Origin of the sequence: Streptomyces sp. NBC_00988 (assembly GCF_045162645.1) — a bacterium.
In the GTDB taxonomy this organism is placed as follows: Bacteria; Actinomycetota; Actinomycetes; order Streptomycetales; family Streptomycetaceae; genus Streptomyces.
The window spans coordinates 9,017,595-9,039,077 of sequence record NZ_CP108730.1; the positions used below are offsets into that span (position 1 = coordinate 9,017,595).

General features: G+C 70.3%; 2 protein-coding genes (1 of these 2 cut by a window edge). Both read right to left on the minus strand.

From position 1 onward, the window contains the following. Entirely contained in the window at positions 1 to 1,272 is a 1,272-nt protein-coding gene (locus tag OG496_RS41105) for an MFS transporter (protein ID WP_405974466.1), read from the minus strand. After that, positions 1,265 to 21,483: the 3' portion of an amino acid adenylation domain-containing protein gene (locus tag OG496_RS41110; protein ID WP_405974467.1), read on the minus strand. 1,366 nt of this gene lie beyond the right edge of the window; the window shows 20,219 of its 21,585 coding nt (coding positions 1,367-21,585); the start codon falls outside the window, past its right edge — the gene reads right to left on this strand; the stop codon is at positions 1,265 to 1,267. The genes OG496_RS41105 and OG496_RS41110 overlap by 8 nt, the downstream gene beginning before the upstream one ends.

Sequence of the window (21,483 nt, forward strand, 5' to 3'; positions counted from 1 at the left end):
TCACGGCTGTGGTCGGGTCTCGGCCGCGGCCCATCCCGAGCGGGTGACCACCGTGGTGGTGAGCGCCAGCATCAGCGCGCTGATCACCAGACCGGTCCAGGCGATGCCCACGGAATCCAGCAGCCAACCGGCGAGCAGGGCGCCGAGAGAGTTGGCGCCAGAGGCGAGGAAGCGGCCGGTACCGTTCACCCGGCCCTGTAGTTCGTCGGGAGTGTGCCGGACCTGGTACGTCCAGGCCGTCACGTTGAACACTCCCGATACCAGGCCGATCACGGCCAGCACGGCCGCCAGCACCAGCGGCTGACGGACCACCACCACAGACGGCAGGAGCAGTGTCCAGGCCGTCAGGCCGGTCGCGAACGTGGTCCGCAGGCTGTATCGCTCGGCCCAACGGGGCGCCAGCAGCGCCCCGGCCAGCCCACCGACACCGCCGACCGCGGTGACCACGCCGACCATCGCCGCCGAGTCACCGTGCCGGCGGACGATCACCAGCACGGTCAGCATCAGCATCTGGAAGATCAGGTTGCTGCTGGCGAACGTCCCCACCAGCAGGCGGGCGATCCGGTGCCGCCACAGCCAGCGGATGCCTTCCTTGATCTCCGTGTGGATCCGCTGCGGCGGGCCGGACCGCTCCGGCCGGAACCTGCCGCGCAGGAACAGCAGGAAAACGACCGCCACGAGGTCCGCGATCGCCGTGAACGCGAACGGCAGCCACCGCGCGAGCATGAACAGCAGGCCGCTGCCGGGTTGACCGACCAGCCCGATCGCCGCACCGCGCGCCTCGTTGTGCGCGAGGGCGGTGGACAACTGTTCGGACGGGACCACGGAACGGACCGTGGCTCGTTCCGCCAGGTCGTAGAAGATTCCCCGGGTGACCTCGACGAACGCGGCGGCCATCAGCTGCGGGATCCAGACGTGGCCGAGGAAGACGGCCACCGCCACCCCCGCGATGGACAGCGCGCCCGCGATGTCGCACCACAGCATCAGCTTCCGCCGGTCCCAGCGGTCGACCAGGGCCCCCGCCGGCAGCTGGATCAGGATGTTCGGCAGTGCCCCGGCAAAGGTGACCAGGCCGGTCAGGGTGGCCGAGTCGGTGTGCCAGAGAGCCAGCAGCGGATAGGCCGTCATGCCGACGGTCGCCGCGAACCGGGAGATCCCCGCGCCCACCCACAGCTGGATGAACGCGATGTTCCGGCGCAGCGGCACGACGGGAGTGCCGGGTCGGCGCCCGTCGTCAAGGACGGCCGCCCGGTCCGTACGGGGCTCACTCACCGTGGGCCTCACCGGTGCTCGTGTCCGCCCCGGCTGCGCCTGCCCGTCGCTCCCGGGTGCGGGCCGCGTCGGTGGCCTGCCGCCACAGGACGGAGAACCGGGTCTGGTCCGGCCACAGCTCGGCCAGGACCCGGCTGACCAGCTCGCGCCCGGTGGTGGCGTTGGTGAGCAGCACCGCACCCGTTCCCGCGTGCATCCTCAGCCCGAACATGGCCTGGAAGCCGGTCGCCTGACCGCCGTGCCCGATCTCCATGTCGGCTCGGGTGTCGTCGATGATGACGCTCCAGCCGTACGGCCGGTCCGGCTGCGGGGTGAGCATGTCCCGGACCAGCGGCTGTGGCAGGAAGGCGTTCGGCAAACCCAGATACGAGCGCCGTACGGCGACGGTCAGCCGGGCCAGGTCGGGCGCCGTGCTCCACAGCGAACCGGCCGCGAGCTCCGGCATCACCTGGTGTCCGCCCGGCACGGGCACGGCCCCGGTCTCGTGCCCCCGGGCGAACGGGCGGCCCGACCCGCGCACGAAGGCGGGGTCGTAGTCGCTGCCTGTCATGCCCAGCGGCGCGAGGACCAGTCGCCGCATCAGCACCGGGAACTCCTCCCCGGTGACATCGCACATCACCTGCTGGAGGACCGAGAAGTTCAGCGCGGTCATCGCGAACACCTCGCCCGGCGCGTGGGCGAAGGCCGCCGGGGACGCCGGCGGACGTCCGTGCAGGATGTCGGTCACGGACGGGACCGGTTCGTCCGGCCGGTACCGCTTGAACGGTGGTTGTACGGCGAACCCCGCGGTGTGCGAGAGCAGGTGCCGCAGGGTCACCCGGGGCGCGGGATCGCCGGGGAGCCGCCAGGAGGTCAGGTAGCCTGCCACGTCCGTGTCGAGGTTCAGCACTCCCCGCTCGACCAGTTTGAGCACGCCGACCGTGGTCACGTGCTTGCTGATCGACCCGGCCGCGAACAGGGTGTCCTCGGTGACCGGTTCGCCGCCGCCCGCGGTGAGGGTGCCGTAGGTGTGGACCTCGGTGAGCTCCCCGTCGCGGATCAGGGCCAGTGCGGCGCCGGGGATCTCGTGCCGGGACATCTCCTCGGCCAGCTTGTGCGGCGCGGCCGAGCGGGCGCGTGCTGTACGGGCCGTGCCGCGCGGGGTTTCCGGCGACTCCAGCAGCGCGGAGAGCTCCGCGAGCTGCCGGTCGGCGAGCCCGCACACCGTGCTGGCGTCGTGCACTGCGGTGCTGTACGTCCAGCGCAGGTACAGCTGCCCGTCGTGCACCCGGGCGTCCACGTCGAGCAGCCTGGGCCGCCGCGCCCGGGCCGGCCGGACCGGCTCGACGAACTGCGGGGCGAGGGCCAGCGGCGCCGGCCGGGTGTGCGGTGCCACCTCGACCGGGGAGTCCAGGGAGACCGGGAAAGCCGGGGAGTCCAGGGAGAAGGTGAAGCCGACCTCGGGTCGCGGCAGGAGCGCCAGATCCTCCGCGAGTTCCTCGTCCGCGCCGTGGCGCAGCAGGCCGTAGCCGTAGCGGGGCTCGGGCAGCGCATCCAGCTGGCGGGCCACCGAGCGGAGCTGGGCCGGAGCCTGCCGGTTCGCGGGCAGCCACAGGGTCAGCGGATGACGGTCGGTCAGCAGACCCACCGTGCGGGAGCCGTCCACCGACGTACGCGGGTCCGCCGCCAGGTCCAGGCCGACCCGGTCACCGCCGCTCCAGCCGGACAGGGTCCGGCCCAGCGCGGTGAGCAGCAGCGCCTCCGGGTCCGCCGCGGCCAGCAGCACCTCGGTGAGCCCGGCGGACAACGTCACGGTAGCCGTCCGGGCGGTGCCGAAGGTGTTCTCGCCGTCCGCGCGGTCCACCGGCAGCGGTCGGCCGGGCTGCATGCCGAGCCAGGCCTGGGCCTGCGCGGCAGGCGCGTCCGAGGCCGCCACCTCGGCCAACTCCGAGGCCAGTACGGCCAGTTCCAGCCCGACCGGCGGCAGCTCGACCGGCTCCCCGGCGCTCAGCTGCCGGTACGCCAGATTCAGGTCGTCCACCAGGACGGTCCAGGACGCCTCGTCGACGGCCAGCTCGTGCACGGTGATCCACAGCTCCGGCAGCAGCTCGGTGTTGAGCATCGTCGCCGCACCGAAGTGGCACAGCGAGGCCCGCAGCACCGGCCCGCACACCGGATCGACCGCCGAGGCGTCCTCGGCGACGGCCGCCGCGACCGCCGCGGCCCGGCCGTCGGCCGGGACCTCGCCCAGTTCCACGACCCGCAGCGGCTCGGCGGACTCGACCGCGGCCACGGCCGCCGTCGTACCGCCGTCCACCGGCAGGCGCAGTCGCAGCGCCTGGTGCCGGGCGACCACCGCGCGCAGCGCCCGCTCCAGCAGGCCGGGGTCCGGCCGCCGGCTCAGCGGCAGCCGCACCGACTGGGCGGCCGGTGTGTCCTCGGCGGTCCGGCGCTGCGCCGGGGTGAGCGGCAGTTCGGCGCTGTCCGGGGTGTCCGCCCCGGCCACCGCGGCCAGTTCGGCCAGTGTCTTCGTCCGGTACAGCATCCAGATCGACAGGTCGAGGCCCTCCCGGCGGGCGGCCGGCAGCAGCCGTACCGCCCGGATCGAGTCGCCGCCCAGGCCGAAGAAGTTGTCGTCGGCGCCGACCGCGTCCACGTCCAGCCGCAGGACCTCGGCCCACACCCGGGCCAGCCGGCGCTCAATGTCGGTGCGCGGCGCCACCCGGCGGGTGCCCGCCAGGGAGGTGCGGTCCGGCGCCGGGAGCGCGCGGTGGTCCAGCTTGCCGTTCGGGGTCAGCGGCACTCGGTCGACCGGCACGAAGGCGGTGGGCACCATGTACGCCGGAAGCCCGGCCGCGAGCGCGGCGCGCAGTCCCGCGGGATCCGGCGCCGCCCCATCCTCGGCCACCACATAGGCGACCAGGACCTTGTCGCCCGGCACGTCCTCCCGGGCCAGCACCACCGCGTCCCGGACGCCCGGCTGCCGCCTCAACCCCGCCTGGATCTCGCCCAGTTCGATGCGGTAGCCGCGGATCTTCACCTGGGTGTCGATCCGGCCGAGGAACTCCAGCGAGCCGTCCGGCAGCAGCCGGGCCAGGTCACCGGAGCGGTACAGCCGCCCGCCCGCCGGACCGAACGGGTCCGGCACGAAGCGCTCGGCGGTCAGATCCGCCCGGCCCCGGTAGCCGCGGGCCACGGCGGGCCCGCCGACATGGATCTCGCCGGGCACACCGACCGGGGCCGGGTTGCCGTACCGGTCGAGGACATGGACGCGCTGGTCGCCCAGCGGGGTGCCGATGACGCTCAGAGTCGGCCGGCCCAGGTCCGGCGCGCCCAGCCGGTGCCGCACCGAGTACACACTCGTCTCGGTGATCCCGTACATGTTCACCAGGGCCGGCTGCTCCAGCCCCAACCGCTCAGCCCAGGGCAGCAGTTCGGACATGTCGAGCCGCTCCCCGGCGAACACCACGGCCCGCAGCGCCAGCCGCCCCACCCGGTCGTCCCCGGCCAGCGCGGCCAGCCCGCGGAACGCGGTGGGCGTCTGGCAGAGCACGCTGATCCGTTCGTCCACCAGCAGGTCCAGCAGGTCCTCGGGCGAGCGAGCGGTCTCCGGCGGTACGACCACCAGCCGACCGCCGTGCAGCAGCGCGCCCCACATCTCCCACACCGAGGTGTCGAAGGCGTACGAGTGGAACATCGCCCACACGTCCGAGTCCCGGAAGACGAACTCCGCCTCGTCGGTGCGGAACAGCCGCAGCACGTTGGCATGGGTCAGCCCGACGCCCTTCGGCGTACCCGTGGAACCCGAGGTGTACAGCACGTACGCCAGGTTTTCGGGCGAGGTGGGCACCGCGGGCTCCGCGGCTGGCTGCGCCGCGATCGCCGCGCGGTCCGACTCCCGGTCCAGTACGACCAGTTCACCGTCGTACGAGGTGGCCAGCTCGTCGGCGTACGCGGACGAGGTCACCACCACGGGCGCCCGGGTGTCGTCGAGGATCTGCGTCAGACGCCCCATCGGGTTGGCCGGGTCCAGCGAGACGTACGCGGCACCAGACTTGAGGATGCCGAGCAGGGCCGGCAACAGCGCCGGGCCGCGGTCCAGGCACAGACCGACCAGGGTGTCCGGGCGGGCGCCGAGCGCGCGCAACTGGTGGGCGATCCGGTTGGCCCGTTCGTCCAGCTCGCGGTAGGTGAGCCGTTCGGTCCCCGCGACCACCGCGAGAGCCTCCGGGTGCCGTGCCACCCGCTCGGCGAAGGCCCGGTGGACCGTCGTCCCGACCGGCCTGGGCACCTGGCTGCCGTGCCCGGCCGCCAGCACCCGGGCCGCCTCCTCGGCCGGCAGCACACCGGCCCGGGCCGACCCGTGCGGGTCGGCGGCCATGTCGGCGAGGACCTGGCGGTACATGCCGCACAGCCGCTCGGCGTGCTCGTGGCTCACCGTGTCGGTGGCGCTGATGATGTGGAACGAGTCCCTGGTGGCGATCACATGGAAGGCGAAGTCGGTGGCCACCGAGTTGCGTTCGGCGGTGGCGTCGACCAGCTTCCGGTCCATCTGATGGAAGTCGTGGAACTCCAGCATCACCGAGACCAGCCGCCCGGCGGTCCCCGCCGCGCGCTGGATGGCGGGCAGCGGGTGCCGCCGGTGGCTCCAGACCTCGATCTCCTGGGCATACGTCTGCTTTACCAGCTCCAGCCAGGTCGCCGGGGTACCGCTGTGCGGGAACGGCAGCGTGTTGAGGTGCATGCCGAGCACCCGGTCCGCGCCCGGCTCCTCCAGCCGGCCGTGGCAGACCAGGCCGGCGTGGAACGCCTCCTCGGTGGTGAGCGCGCTCATCACCTTCAGATGCGCGGCGATCAGCACCGCCTTGAGCGAGGCTCCCGCCCGCGCGCCCAGCGCCCGCAGCGACTCCTCCAGGTCACCGAACTCCACCCGGCGCCGGTAGCGCTCCACTGGACGGTCCCGGTCGGCCCAGCTCTCCGGGACGGCCATCGGGACGTGCGTGTCGGTGACGTTCTTCCAGTACCGCTGGTCGTCCGGGTCGTCCAGGGACTTCAGCTCGGCCGCGATGTAGTCGGCGTAGCGCACGTCGGGGGCGTCGTACGCGGGTGGCTCCTCGCCGTCCCGGATCGCCCGGTACAGCTCCAGGATCTCCATCAGGAGGGAGTGGTAGCTCCAGCCCTCAGTGATCGCGTTGCAGTGCGTGAACGTCAACCGCCAGGCGCCCGGCTCGAGATGCACGTTGATCCGCACCAGCGGAGCCTCGGCCAGCTCGAACAGCCGCTGCCGCTCCGCCTCCGCGAACACGAGACCCGCCGCGGACATCTCCTCGGTGTCCAGCGCGCGCAGGTCGTGCACGGCGAGCGGGATCTCGGCGCTCGCGTGGACGATCTGCAGCGGCTGGGAGAAGCCGGCCAGCCGGATCGACGTCCGCAGCGTCTCGTGCCGGTCCGACACGACGTCCACGGCTCGGCGCAGTGCGTCCCGGTCCAGCTCCCGGTCGTCCACCAGCCGGAAGGAGTTGACGCTGTGGTACGTGTTCCGGTCCGGGTCGGCCAGCATCTCGACGAGCATGCCGGTCTGGATCTGGGAGAGGGGGTAGGCGTCAGTGGCGTCAACCGCTTCGGTGGCCAGGGCCGCGCGATCCTCCTCGCTGATCAGGGCGAAGGGCGCGGTCGTGCGGAACGGCTGGATGCCCTGGGGGGTGGTACCGGTGTGGGCGGCCAGTTGGGCGATGGTGCGGTGCTCGAAGATGTCACGGATCGTGATCTGCCGGCCGTGCTCACGCAGGGCGCCGGCGAGGCGGACGGCGCGGATGGAGTCGCCGCCGAGGTCGAAGAAGGTGTCGGTGGTGCTGATGGTGTCGGAGTCGAGGTCGAGGATGTCGGCCCAGACGGCGGTGAGGAGCTTCTCGCCGTCGGTGACCGGGGCGACGCGTTCGGCGGCGCTGTAGGCGTCGCGGTCGGGGTGGGGGAGGGCGCGGGTGTCGAGTTTGCCGTTGTGGGTGAGGGGGATGTGGTCGATGCCGACATACGCGCTGGGGATCATGTAGTCGGGGAGGGTGTCGGCCAGGTGGGCGCGTAGTGCGGCCGGGTCGGGGGTGCTGCCGACGAGGTAGGCGGTCAGCGTGTTGTCGTGTGCGGTGACGGCGGCGTCCGCGATGCCGTTGATTTGCCTCAGCTGGTGGGTGATTTCGCCGAGTTCGATGCGGTAGCCGCGGATCTTGATCTGGGTGTCGATGCGGCCGAGGAATTCGAGTGAGCCGTCGGGGTGGCGTCGGGCGAGGTCGCCGGTTTTGTAGAGGCGGGTGCCGGCTGGGCCGTGGGGGTCGGGGATGTATTTGTCTGCGGTGAGGTGGGGTTGGTTGAGGTATCCGTGGGTGAGGCCGGTGCCGGAGATGTGGACTTCGCCGGGGATGCCGTAGGGGGTGGGGTTGCCGTGTGTGTCGAGGACGTGCATGGCGGTGTTGGGGATGGGGTCGCCCAGCGGGATGGTGGGGAGGGGTTGGCTTCCGGGTGGGACGGGTTGGCCGGAGTTGCCGATGGTGATTTCGGTGGGGCCGTATTCGGTGGCGAGGGTGGTGCCGTCCGGGCCGGCGAGTTGGTACCAGCGGTCGGCGAGGTCGGTGGTGAAGGTGTCACCCGCCGCGATGATCTGGCCCGCCAGGTTGTGTGCCTGCTCGGAAGTGAGTTGGTGGGTGAGGAGTTCGAGGTGGGCGGGGGTGAGTTTGATGAAGCTGTAGGGGGCGTGTTCGGCGAGGGCCGTGCCGAGGTTGGTGGTGTCGAGGTTGTGGGGGAGGAGGCGGATGGGCTGTCCGGTGATGAGGGGGGTGAAGATGTTGGGGATGCCGAGGTCGAAGGTGATGGGTGAGAACAGGGGGGCGCCACCCGGCTGTTGGGCATACGCGTCTTTGGTGAAGGCGAGGTAGTTGGCCAGGCCCTGGTGGTGGGCGACGACACCTTTGGGGGTGCCGGTGGAGCCGGAGGTGTAGATGATGTATGCCGGGTCCAGCGGGTGCAGTTGGCGTTCGGGCGCACCGGTCGGCTGGGATCCGAGGGTGTCCATGTTGATGATCTGGACCGGGTGGGACAGCTCCGGGAGGGTTGGCGCCAACTCCGTTGTGGTGAGGATGAGCGGTGCGTTGGTGTCGGTGAGGATGTGGGTGAGGCGCTCGTTGGGGAGTTTGGGGTCGAGGGGGAGGTAGGGGGATCCGGCTTTCCAGGTGGCGAGGAGGCTGGCGACGAGGTCGGTGGAGCGTTCGAGGTAGATGCCGACGGGTGCGCCTGTGGTGCTGTGGGCACACAGGTGGTGGGCGATCTGGTTGGCGCGTTCGTCGAGCTGCCGATAGGTCAGCTCAACCCCGCCGAAGGCGACGGCGATCGCGTCCGGTGTGGTGGCGGCCTGTGCCTCGAACTGGTCGATGGCCAGGGCGGGGAGGGCCTGGTCGGGGGCCGTGCCGATGGTGAGGAGATGGGCCTGTTCGCCGAGGGGCAGGGGGCTGCCGAGGGCGCTGCCGTGCGGGTCGGTGGCCATGGCTTCCAGGACGGTGCGGTACATGGCGGCCAGGCGCTCGGCGTACTCGCGGGTGAGGACGTCGGTGCCGGTGGCGAGGTAGACCGATCCGCCGATGGCCGAGACGTTCAGCGAGAACTCGTTCGGCGCCGCGTGGAACTCGGCCTGGACGTCGACCTTGTCGCCATCCATCTGGTGGAAGTCCAGGTACTCGAACACCACGCTGATCAACCGCTCGGCCCCGGCTGTGCGCTGGACGGCGGGCAGCGGATAACGACGATGACCCCAGATGTCGGTCTCGTGGGCGAACGTCTCCCTGACCAGTTCGGTCCAGGTGCCCGGGGTGGTGCTGGTCCGGAACGGTACGGGCAGGGTGTTGAGGTGCATGCCGAGGACCTTCTCGGCGCCCGGTGCCTCCAGCCGGCCGTGGGTGACGATGCCGGTGTGGAAGGCGTCCTCGGTGGTGAGCGCGCTCATCACCTTCAAGTGCGCGGCGAGGAAGACACTCTTCAGTGACGCCCCGGCCAGCCCGGCCAGGGCCCGCAGCCGCTTCTCCAGGTCCGCGTACGGCACCTCGGCGCGGTGCGGCTCACGCGGCTGCCCGGGGTTGCCCCATGCCTCGGGGAGGGTTATCGGGGCGTGTGTGCTGGTGATCTCCTGCCAGTACCGTTGGTCGTCCGGGTCGTCCAGGGACTTCAGCTCGGCCGCGATGTAGTCGGCGTACCGGACGTCGGGGATGTCGTACGTGGGCGGTTCCTCGCCGTCCCGGATCGCGCCGTACGCCTCCAGCAGCTCCATGGTGAGGCTGTGCATGCTCCACCCCTCGGTGGCCGCGTGGCAGTGCGTGAAGTTCAGCCGCCAGGAGTCGTCGGACTCCGGGTAGGCGCCGATCCGCAGCAGCGGCGCGATCCCGATGTCGAATCCGGCGGCCCGTTCCTCGGCCAGGACACGCAGGCCGAATGCGTACTGCTCGCGCTCGTCCAGGTCCCGTACGTCCTCGATCCGGATCGGGATCTCGACGGTCGCGTGGACGATCTGCAGCGGCTGGGAGAAGCCCGTCAGATGGGTGGATGTGCGCAGGATGTCGTGGCGGGCCGCGACGACCGCGGCGGCCTCTCGGAGCGCGTCCGCGGAGAACGGCTTCGGGTCCGGGATCCGGTAGAAGCTGACGTCCAGGTAGTTGCGCTTCTCCTCGTCGGCCAGCATCTCGACGAGCATGCCGGTCTGGATCTGGGAGAGGGGGTAGGCGTCGGTGGCGTCTGCGGGCAGCGCGGCCCGGTCCTTGTCGCCGATCAGCGTGAACGGTTCTACGGGCGTGAATGCGGTCCGTCCTGAGGCCGGGCGGGTGTGGGCGGCCAGTTGGGCGATGGTGCGGTGGGTGAAGATGTCGCGGATGCCGACCTCGTAGCCGTGTTCGCGGAGGGTGCCGGCGAGGCGGACGGCGCGGATGGAGTCGCCGCCGAGGTCGAAGAAGCTGTCTTCGACGCTGACTTGGTCCGCGTTGAGTTGGAGTACGTCGGCCCAGGCCGCGGCGAATTCCCGCTCGGCAGGTGTGCGCGGCGCGACTCGTTCGCCGCTGGCCATGGCGTCGCGGTCGGGGTTGGGGAGGGCGCGGGTGTCGAGTTTGCCGTTGTGGGTGAGGGGGATGCGGTCGATGCCGACGAACGCGCTGGGGATCATGTAGTCGGGCAGAGCTGCGGAGAGCCGGGAGTTGAGCTCGTCCAGGTCCGGTGAGCTGCCGACGAGGTAGGCGGTCAGCGTGTTGTCGCGGGCGATGACGGCGGCGTCCGCGATGCCGTTGATTTGCCTCAGCTGGTGGGTGATTTCGCCGAGTTCGATGCGGTAGCCGTTGATTTTGACTTGGGTGTCGATGCGGCCGAGGAACTCCAGTGAGCCGTCCGGCAGTCGTCGGGCGAGGTCGCCGGTTTTGTAGAGGCGGGTGCCGGCGGGGCCGTGGGGGTCGGGGACGAAGCGTTCGGCGGTGAGGTCGGGGCGGTTCAGGTATCCGTGGGTGAGGCCGGTGCCGGAGATGTGGACTTCGCCGGGGATGCCGTAGGGGGTGGGGTTGCCGTGTGTGTCGAGGACGTGCATGGCGGTGTTGGGGATGGGGTCGCCCAGCGGGATGGTGGGGAGGGGTTGGCTTCCGGGTGGGACGGGTTGGCCGGAGTTGCCGATGGTGATTTCGGTGGGGCCGTATTCGGTGGCGAGGGTGGTGCCGTCCGGTCCGGCGAGTTGGTACCAGCGGTCGGCGAGGTCGGTGGTGAAGGTGTCGCCGGCGGCGATGATCTGGCCGGCGAGGGTGCGGGCTTGTTCGGGGGTGAGTTGGTGGGTGAGGAGTTCGAGGTGGGCGGGGGTGAGTTTGATGAAGCTGTAGGGGGCGTGTTCGGCGAGGGCCGTGCCGAGGTTGGTGGTGTCGAGGTTGTGGGGGAGGAGGCGGATGGGCTGTCCGGTGATGAGGGGGGTGAAGATGTTGGGGATGCCGAGGTCGAAGGTGATGGGTGAGAACAGGGGGGCGCCACCCGGCTGTTGGGCATACGCGTCTTTGGTGAAGGCGAGGTAGTTGGCCAGGCCCTGGTGGTGGGCGACGACACCTTTGGGGGTGCCGGTGGAGCCGGAGGTGTAGATGATGTATGCCGGGTCCAGCGGGTGCAGTTGGCGTTCGGGTGCACCGGTCGGCTGGGATCCGAGGGTGTCCATGTTGATGATCTGGACCGGGTGGGACAGCTCCGGGAGGGTTGGCGCCAACTCCGTTGTGGTGAGGATGAGCGGTGCGTTGGTGTCGGTGAGGATGTGGGTGAGGCGCTCGTTGGGGAGTTTGGGGTCGAGGGGGAGGTAGGGGGATCCGGCTTTCCAGGTGGCGAGGAGGCTGGCGACGAGGTCGGTGGAGCGTTCGAGGTAGATGCCGACGGGTGCGTTTGTGGTGCTGTGGGCACACAGGTGGTGGGCGATTTGGTTGGCGCGTTCGTCGAGCTGCCGATAGGTCAGCTCAACCTGGCCGAGGGTGACGGCGATCGCGTCCGGTGTGGTGGCGGCCTGTGCCTCGAACTGGTCGATGGCCAGGCCAGGAACGGCCTGCTCCGGCGCGGTCCCGATGGCGAGGAGCCGTGCCTGCTCGTCGCCGGACAGCACGCCGCCGAGAGCGCTCCCCTCCGGATCCGCAGCCATGGCTTCCAGCACCGTGCGGTACATGGCGGCCAGGCGCTCGGCGTACTCGCGGGTGAGGACGTCGGTCGTCGCCGTGAGATGCAGGAACCCGCCCTGCGCGATGGTGTTGAGCGCGAACTCGTTGACGGCGCCGCCGAGTGTGCCGCTGGTGTCGATCTGGTCGCTGTCGAGGTGGTGGAAGTCGAGGTAGTCGAACAGGACGCTGACCAGCCGCTCGGCCCCGGCCGCATGCTGGATTGCGGGCAGCGGATAACGGCGGTGGCCCCAGACGGCGGTTTCGGCGGTGTAGGTGTGCTGGACCAGCTCCAGCCAGGTGCGTGCCGCGCCCGTGGTGTGCGGGAGGGGCAGAGTGTTGAGGTGCATGCCCAGGACGCGTTCGGCGCCCGGTGCCTCCAGCCGGCCGTGGGTGACGAGGCCGGTGTGGAAGGCGTCCTCGGTGGTGAGCGCGCTCAGCACCTTCAGATGCGCGGCCAGCAGCACGCTCTTCAGCGAGGCCCCGGCGTGTGAGGCGAGGGCACGGAGGCGCGGCTCCAGGTCGGCGTACGCGGCGGTGACGTGTACCGGTTCGGGCTCACCCGTGGCCGAGGGATCGGCCCAGGCCTCGGGCAGGGTCAACGGGACGTGGTTGTCGGTGACGTCCTGCCAGTACGCCTGGTCTGCCGGGTCGTCCAGAGACTTCAGCTCGGCGGCGATGAAGTCGGCGTAGCGCACGCCGGGGGCGTCGTACGCGGGCGGCTCCTCGCCGTCGCGGATCGCGCCGTACGTCTCCAGCAGTTCCACGGTGAGGGTGTTGACGCTCCAGCCCTCGGTGATGGCGTGGCTCTGGACCAGCGTCAGGCGCCAGGCGTCGTCCGACTCCAGGTGCACATGCACCCGCAGCATCGGCGCGACCGCGACCTCCAGCCCGCTCGCGCGCTCCTCGCGGGCCCAGGCAAACTCGGCCTCGCGCCGGCCTCCCTCGTCCAGGTGCCGGATGTCGTGCACCACGGCCGGTATGTCGACCGACTCGTGGACGAGTTGGAGGGGTTGGGTGTAGCTGTCGAGGTGCATGGAGGTGCGCAGGATGTCGTGGCGGGCGGCCACGATCCGTAGGGCTTCTTCCAATGCCTCGGTGGAGAAGGTGTGGTGGTCGAGTACGCGGAAGGAGTTGATGTTGAGGTAGGTGCCGACGCGGTCGCCCGTGAGCATTTCGACGAGCATGCCGGTCTGGGTCTGGGAGAGGGGGTAGGCGTCGACGACGTCTGTGGGTAGGGCGGCGCGGTCTTCTTCGCCGATCAGTGCGAACCGCTCTACCGGCGTGAATGCGGTCCGTCCTGAGGCCGGGCGGGTGTGGGCGGCCAGTTGGGCGATGGTGCGGTGGGTGAAGATGTCGCGGATGGTGATCTGGTGGCCGTGTTCGCGGAGGGTGCCGGCGAGGCGGACGGCGCGGATGGAGTCGCCGCCGAGGTCGAAGAAGCTGTCTTCGACGCTGACTTGGTCCGCGTTGAGTTGGAGTACGTCGGCCCAGGCCGCGGCGAATTCCCGCTCGGCAGGTGTGCGCGGCGCGACTCGTTCGCCGCTGGCCATGGCGTCGTGGTCGGGGTTGGGGAGGGCTTGGGTGTCGAGTTTGCCGTTGTGGGTGAGGGGGATGTGGTCGATGCCGACATACGCGCTGGGGATCATGTAGTCGGGGAGGGCCTCGGCCAGGTGGGCGCGCAGTGCGGCCGGGTCGGGGGTGCTGCCGACGAGGTAGGCGGTCAGCGTGTTGTCGTGTGCGGTGACGGCGGCATCAGCGACACCGTCGATCTGCCTCAACTGGTGGGTGATCTCGCCGAGTTCGATGCGGTAGCCGCGGATCTTGATCTGGGTGTCGATGCGGCCGAGGAATTCGAGGGTTCCGTCGGGGTGGCGTCGGGCGAGGTCGCCGGACTTGTAGAGGCGGGTGCCGGCGGGGCCGTGGGGGTCGGGGACGAAGCGTTCGGCGGTGAGGTCGGGGCGGTTCAGGTAGCCGCGGGCGAGGCCTGCGCCGCCGATGTGGATCTCGCCGGGGACGCCGACGGGTACGAGGTTCCCGTCCGCGTCCAGCAGGTGCACGCTCAGGTCCGACAGCGGACGGCCGATCCGGCTGCGGGAGCCCAGGGCGAGATCCTGTGCGTCGAGCGGGTGGTAGGTGGTGTGCACGGTGGTCTCGGTGATGCCGTACATGTTCGACAGCACCGGCGCGTCCAGGGCGTGACGCTCGTACCACGGCCCGAGCCGCAGCGGGTCGAGTGCCTCACCCCCGAACACGACGTGCCGCAACGCGAGCGCGTCGGCGGGCAGTTCGCTCTGCCGGTTGGCCTCGATCAGCTGGTAGAAGGCGGACGGGGTCTGGTTCAGCACGGTGACGCCCTGCTTGGCCAGCAGCCGCAGGAACGCCTCCGGCGAACGGCTGACCTCGTACGGGACGACCACCAGACGGCCGCCGTGCAGCAGCGGACCCCAGATCTCCCAGACCGAGAAGTCGAAGGCGTACGAGTGGAAGAGCGTCCACACGTCGTCCGCGCCGAAGCCGAACCAGCGGTCGGTGGAGCCGAACAGGCGCAGGACGTTGGCGTGGGTGAGGGCGACGCCCTTGGGGCGGCCGGTGGAGCCGGAGGTGTAGATGACGTAGATGAGGTTGTGGGGGGCGGCGATCTGGGCCGGGTTGATGGTCGGCTGCGCGGCGAGGGCGGCGGCGTCGCTGTCGCTGTCGAGGAGGACGCGGGTGCCGTCGTAACCGCTCGGCAGGCGATCCCCCAGAGCGGAGTGCGTGATCAGCAGCGGCGCCCCGGCGTCTTCCAGGATGTAGCCGAGGCGGTCGGCCGGGTTGGCCGGGTCTAGGGGGAGGTAGGCGCCGCCGGATTTGAGGACGCCGAGGAGGGCCGGGATGAGGTCGAGGGAGCGTTCCAAGCACACGCCGACCAGTGAGTCCGGCTGGGTGCCGAGGGCGCGCAGGAGGTGAGCGATGCGGTTGGCGCGTTCGTTCAACTCGCGGTAGGTGAGCTGCTCGTCGCCGAAGACGATCGCTACTGCGTCGGGCGTGCGGGCCGCCTGCTCCTCGAAGGCCTGGTGGACGCAGGCCTGGATCTCCTCGGGGGCGACCGGGTTCCACGACGTCAGCAACTGGGTCGTCTCGGCCGGCGACAGCACACCGCCGAGGGCGCTGCCCTCCGGGTCGGCGGCCATCGACTCCAGGACGTGGTGGAACATGCCTGCCAGCCGCTGGGCCTCGGCCCGGCCGACCACGTCGGTCGACCCGATGATGTTGACCGCGTCGGTCGAGCCGGAGACGTGCAGGTCGAATTCGGTGGCACCGTCGATCAGGGTGGCCCGGACATCCACCTTGTCGGCATCGACGTGGTGGAAGTCGATGTAGTCGAACATCACCGACACCAGCCGTTGCCCACGGCCCGAGTCCCGCTGGATCGCGGGCAGCGGGTAGCGCCGATGGGTCCACGCCTCGGTCTCCCGGGCGTACGTCTGCTCGACCAGCTCCAGCCAGGTGCGTGCCGTACCCGTGCTGTGCGGTACGGGCAGGGTGTTGAGGTGCATGCCGAGGACCTTCTCGGCGCCCGGTGCCTCCAGCCGGCCGTGGGTGACCAGGCCGGTGTGGAACGCCCGCTCGGTGGTGAGCGCGCTCATCACCTTCAGGTGCGCCGCGAGCAGCACCGTCTTGAACGAGGCGCCCGCCCGCGAGGCCAGGGCACGCAGCCCGTCCTCAAGACCGGCGAACGGAACCGGGACGCGATAGCGCTCCGCCGGGTTCTCCGGGTCGGCCCAGGTCTCGGGGACGGTGAACGGTACGTGGGTGTCGGTGACGTTCTTCCAGTACCGCTGGTCGTCCGGGTCGTCCAGGGACTTCAGCTCGGCCGCGATGTAGTCGGCGTACCGCACGGCCAGGGGCTCGTGGGCGGGCGGCTCCTCGCCGTCCCGGATCGCCGGGTACAGCTCCAGGATCTCCATCAGCATGGAGTGGTAGCTCCAGCCCTCGGTGATCGCGTGGCTCTGGGTGAAGGTGAGCCGCCATGACTCGTCCGACTCCAGGTGCACGGTGGCACGGACCAGCGGCGCGACGGCCGGATCGAACACGTCGGCCCGCTGCCGCGCCGCGAAGGCGAGACCGGCCTGTGCCTGCTGCTCGGTGTCCAGCGCGCGCAGGTCGTGCACGGCGAGCGGGATCTCGGCGCTCGCGTGGACGATCTGCAGCGGCTGGGAGAAGCCCGTCAGGTGGATCGAGGTGCGCAGGATGTCGTGGCGGTCGACCACGATCCGGATCGCGTCCCGCAGGGCGTCGAGCGAGAACGGCTCGGTGTCCGGGACCCGGAACGAGTTGATGTTGTGATAGCTGCGACGCCCGGTCCCCGTACTCGCGAGCATCTCGACGAGCATGCCGGTCTGGATCTGGGAGAGGGGGTAGGCGTCGGTGGCGTCTGCGGGCAGCGCGGCCCGGTCCTTGTCGCCGATCAGCGTGAACGGTTCTACGGGCGTGAATGCGGTCCGTCCTGAGGCCGGGCGGGTGTGGGCGGCCAGTTGGGCGATGGTGCGGTGGGTGAAGATGTCGCGGATGCCGACCTCGTAGCCGTGTTCGCGGAGGGTGCCGGCGAGGCGGACGGCGCGGATGGAGTCGCCGCCGAGGTCGAAGAAGCTGTCTTCGACGCTGACTTGGTCCGCGTTGAGTTGGAGTACGTCGGCCCAGGCCGCGGCGAATTCCCGCTCGGCAGGTGTGCGCGGCGCGACTCGTTCGCCGCTGGCCATGGCGTCGCGGTCGGGGTTGGGGAGGGCGCGGGTGTCGAGTTTGCCGTTGTGGGTGAGGGGGATGCGGTCGATGCCGACGAACGCGCTGGGGATCATGTAGTCGGGCAGAGCTGCGGAGAGCCGGGAGTTGAGCTCGTCCAGGTCCGGTGAGCTGCCGACGAGGTAGGCGGTCAGCGTGTTGTCGCGGGCGATGACGGCGGCGTCCGCGATGCCGTTGATTTGCCTCAGCTGGTGGGTGATTTCGCCGAGTTCGATGCGGTAGCCGTTGATTTTGACTTGGGTGTCGATGCGGCCGAGGAACTCCAGTGAGCCGTCCGGCAGTCGTCGGGCGAGGTCGCCGGTTTTGTAGAGGCGGGTGCCGGCGGGGCCGTGGGGGTCGGGGACGAAGCGTTCGGCGGTGAGGTGGGGTTGGTTGAGGTATCCGTGGGTGAGGCCGGTGCCGGAGATGTGGACTTCGCCGGGGATGCCGTAGGGGGTGGGGTTGCCGTGTGTGTCGAGGACGTGCATGGCGGTGTTGGGGATGGGGTCGCCCAGCGGGATGGTGGGGAGGGGTTGGCTTCCGGGTGGGACGGGTTGGCCGGAGTTGCCGATGGTGATTTCGGTGGGGCCGTATTCGGTGGCGAGGGTGGTGCCGTCCGGTCCGGCGAGTTGGTACCAGCGGTCGGCGAGGTCGGTGGTGAAGGTGTCGCCGGCGGCGATGATCTGGCCGGCGAGGGTGCGGGCTTGTTCGGGGGTGAGTTGGTGGGTGAGGAGTTCGAGGTGGGCGGGGGTGAGTTTGATGAAGCTGTAGGGGGCGTGTTCGGCGAGGGCCGTGCCGAGGTTGGTGGTGTCGAGGTTGTGGGGGAGGAGGCGGATGGGCTGTCCGGTGATGAGGGGGGTGAAGATGTTGGGGATGCCGAGGTCGAAGGTGATGGGTGAGAACAGGGGGGCGCCACCCGGCTGTTGGGCATACGCGTCTTTGGTGAAGGCGAGGTAGTTGGCCAGGCCCTGGTGGTGGGCGACGACACCTTTGGGGGTGCCGGTGGAGCCGGAGGTGTAGATGATGTATGCCGGGTCCAGCGGGTGCAGTTGGCGTTCGGGTGCACCGGTCGGCTGGGATCCGAGGGTGTCCAGGACGAGGACGTTTCCCTCGTAGAGGTCGGTCAGTTGCTCGGCCTGTGCGGTGGTGGTGATGACGATGGGTGTGTTGGTGTCGGTGAGGATGTGGGTGAGGCGTTCGCCGGGGAGTTTGGGGTCGAGGGGGAGGTAGGGGGATCCGGCTTTCCAGGTGGCGAGGAGGCTGGCGACGAGGTCGGTGGAGCGTTCGAGGTAGATGCCGACGGGTGCGCCTGTGGTGCTGTGGGCACACAGGTGGTGGGCGATCTGGTTGGCGCGTTCGTCGAGCTGCCGATAGGTCAGCTCAACCCCGCCGAAGGCGACGGCGATCGCGTCCGGTGTGGTGGCGGCCTGTGCCTCGAACTGGTCGATGGCCAGGGCGGGGAGGGCCTGGTCGGGGGCCGTGCCGATGGTGAGGAGATGGGCCTGTTCGTCGAGGGGCAGGGGGCTGCCGAGGGCGCTGCCGTGCGGGTCGGTGGCCATGGCTTCCAGCACCGTGCGGTACATGGCGGCCAGGCGTTCGGCGTACTCGCGGGTGAGGACATTGGTCGTGGCCGTGAGGTGCAGGAACCCGCCCTGCGCGATGGTGTTGAGCGCGAACTCGTTGACGGCGCCGCCGAGTGTGCCGCTGGTGTCGATCTGGTCGCTGTCGAGGTGGTGGAAGTCGAGGTAGTCGAACAGGACGCTGATCAGCCGCTCGGCCCCGGCCGCGTGCTGGATTGCGGGCAGCGGATAACGACGATGACCCCAGATGTCGGTCTCGTGGGCGAACGTCTCCCTGACCAGTTCGGTCCAGGTGCCCGGGGTGGTGCTGGTCCGGAACGGTACGGGCAGGGTGTTGAGGTGCATGCCGAGGACCTTCTCGGCGCCCGGTGCCTCCAGCCGGCCGTGGGTGACGATGCCGGTGTGGAAGGCGTCCTCGGTGGTGAGCGCACTCATCACCTTCAGATGCGCGGCCAGCAGCACGCTCTTCAGCGAGGCCCCGGCGTGTGAGGCGAGGGCACGGAGGCGCGGCTCCAGGTCGGCGTACGCGGCGGAAACTCGCACCGAAGCACCCGCACTCGCACCTGCACCCACTCCCGCCCCCGAAGGACCGGCCCAAGCCTCCGGCAGCACGAACGGCGCATGCCGATCCGTGATGTCCTTCCAGAACCCCCGGTCCAACTCGCTTTCCAGCGAAGCGAGTTCGGCGGCGATGAAGTCGGCGTAGCGCACGCCGGGGGCGTCGTACGACGGAGCCTCCTCGCCGTCCCGTAGCGCGCCGTACGTCTCCAGCAGTTCCTTGACGAGGGTGTTGACGCTCCAGCCCTCGGTGATGGCGTGGCTCTGGACCAGCGTCAGGCGCCAGGCGTTGTCCGACTCGACGTGCACATGCACTCGTAGCATCGGCGCGACAGCCGGGGTGAAGGTCGCCGCCCGCTGTGCGGCCACGAACTCCTCCTGGCCCGCGCGCAGTTCCTCCGTACTCAGCTCGCGCACGTCCTCCACCGTCATCGGTATGTCGACTGATCCGTGGACCAGTTGGAGGGGTTGGGTGTAGCTGTCGAGGTGCGTGGAGGTGCGCAGGATGTCGTGGCGGGCGGCCACGATCCGTAGGGCTTCTTCCAATGCCTCGGTGGAGAAGGTGTGGTGGTCGGGGACGCGGAAGGAGTTGATGTTGAGGTAGGTGCCGACGCGGTCGCCGGTGAGCATTTCGACGAGCATGCCGGTCTGGGTCTGGGAGAGGGGGTAGGCGTCGACGACGTCTGTGGGTAGGGCGGCGCGGTCTTCGTCGCCGATCAGCGCGAACCGCTCCACCGGCGTGAACGCGGCCTGCCCCGAGGCCGGACCGGCGTGCGCGGCCAGTTGGGCCACGGTCCGGTGCTCGAAAATGTCGCGGACACTTGTCTCGTACCCGAGTTCCCGCAGAGCACCGGCCAGACGGACCGCGCGGATGGAGTCGCCGCCCAGGTCGAAGAAGCTGTCGTGGACGCTGATTCGCTCGGTCTCCCGGCCGAGGATCTCGGCCCAGGTGGCCGCCATGACCTGCTCGACCGCGTCCCTGGGAGCGACGTGCGTGGCCGTGGCGTACGCGTCGTGGTCGGGGGTGGGGAGGGCGTGGGTGTCGAGTTTGCCGTTGTGGGTGAGGGGGATGCGGTCGATGCCGACGAATGCGCTGGGGATCATGTAGTCGGGGAGGGCCTCGGCCAGGTGGGTGCGCAGTGCGGCCGGGTCGGGGGTGCTGCCGACGACGTAGGCGGTCAGCGTGTTGTCGCGGGCGGTGACGGCGGCGTCGGTGACACCGTCGATCTGCCTCAAATGGTGGGTGATTTCGCCGAGTTCGATGCGGTAGCCGCGGATCTTGATCTGGGTGTCGATGCGGCCGAGGAATTCGAGTGAGCCGTCGGGGTGGCGTCGGGCGAGGTCGCCGGACTTGTACAGGCGGCTTCCGGCGGGGCCGTGGGGGTCGGGGACGAAGCGTTCGGCGGTGAGGTCGGGGCGGTTCAGGTAGCCGCGGGCGAGGCCTGCGCCGCCGATGTGGATCTCGCCGGGGACGCCGACGGGTACGAGGTTCCCGTCCGCGTCCAGCAGGTGCACGCTCAGGTCCGACAGCGGACGGCCGACGAAGCTGCGCCCGACATCGGACAGGTCGGCCTCGGTCAGCTCGTGGTAGGTGCTGTGCACGGTGGTCTCGGTGATGCCGTACATGTTGACGAGCGTCGGCGCCGACAGGCCCAGCCGGTCGGTCCACGGCAGCAGGTCCCCGGTGTCCAGCCGCTCGCCGGCGAACACCACGGCACGCAGCCCGAGTCGGTCGATGCGTGGGTCGCCCGCCGCGGCGAGCGCGGTGAGCGAGCGGAACGCGGTCGGCGTCTGGCACAGCACGGTCACCCGCTGCGCGACCAGCAGGTCGAGGAACTCGTCCGGTGAGCGCAGGGTGTCGAACGGCGCGAGGATCAGCCGGCCGCCGTGCAGCAGAGCGCCCCACATCTCCCAGACGGACACGTCGAAGGCGTACGAGTGGAAGAGCGTCCACACGTCGTCCGCGCCGAAGCGCAGGTCGTGCCCGGCCGACAGCATCAGGCGCAGGACGTTGGCGTGGGTGAGGGCGACGCCCTTGGGGCGGCCGGTGGAGCCGGAGGTGTAGATGACGTAGATCAGGTTCTCGGGGGTGCCGACCGGGGCGGGGTTGGTGGTCGGCTGACTAGCAAGAGCGAGGCTGTCACTGTCGAGGAGGACGCGCGTCCCGTCGTAATCGCTCGGCAGGCGATCCTCCAGAGCGGAGTGCGTGATCAGCAGCGGAGCCCCGGCATCGTCCAGGATGTAGCCGAGGCGGTCGGCCGGGTTGCCGGGGTCGAGAGGCAGATAGCCGGCGCCGGACTTCAGGACGCCGAGGAGAGCGGGGATCAGGTCGGTGGACCGTTCCAGACACACGCCCACCAGCGAGTCCGGGCGGGCCCCGAGGGCGCGTAGGTGGTGGGCGATGCGGTTGGCGTGTTCGTTCAGTTCGCGGTAGGTGAGCTGTTCGTTCTCGAAGACGATCGCTACCGCGTCGGGCGTGCGCGCCGCCTGTGCCTCGAAGGCATGGTGGACGCAGGTCTGGATCTCCTCGGGGGCGACCGGGTTCCACGACGTCAGCAGCTGGGTCGTCTCGGTCGGCGTCAGCATGTCCATCGCGGACAGCGGGGCCTTCGGCCGGGTCGTGACCGATTCGAGCAGTCGGAGGA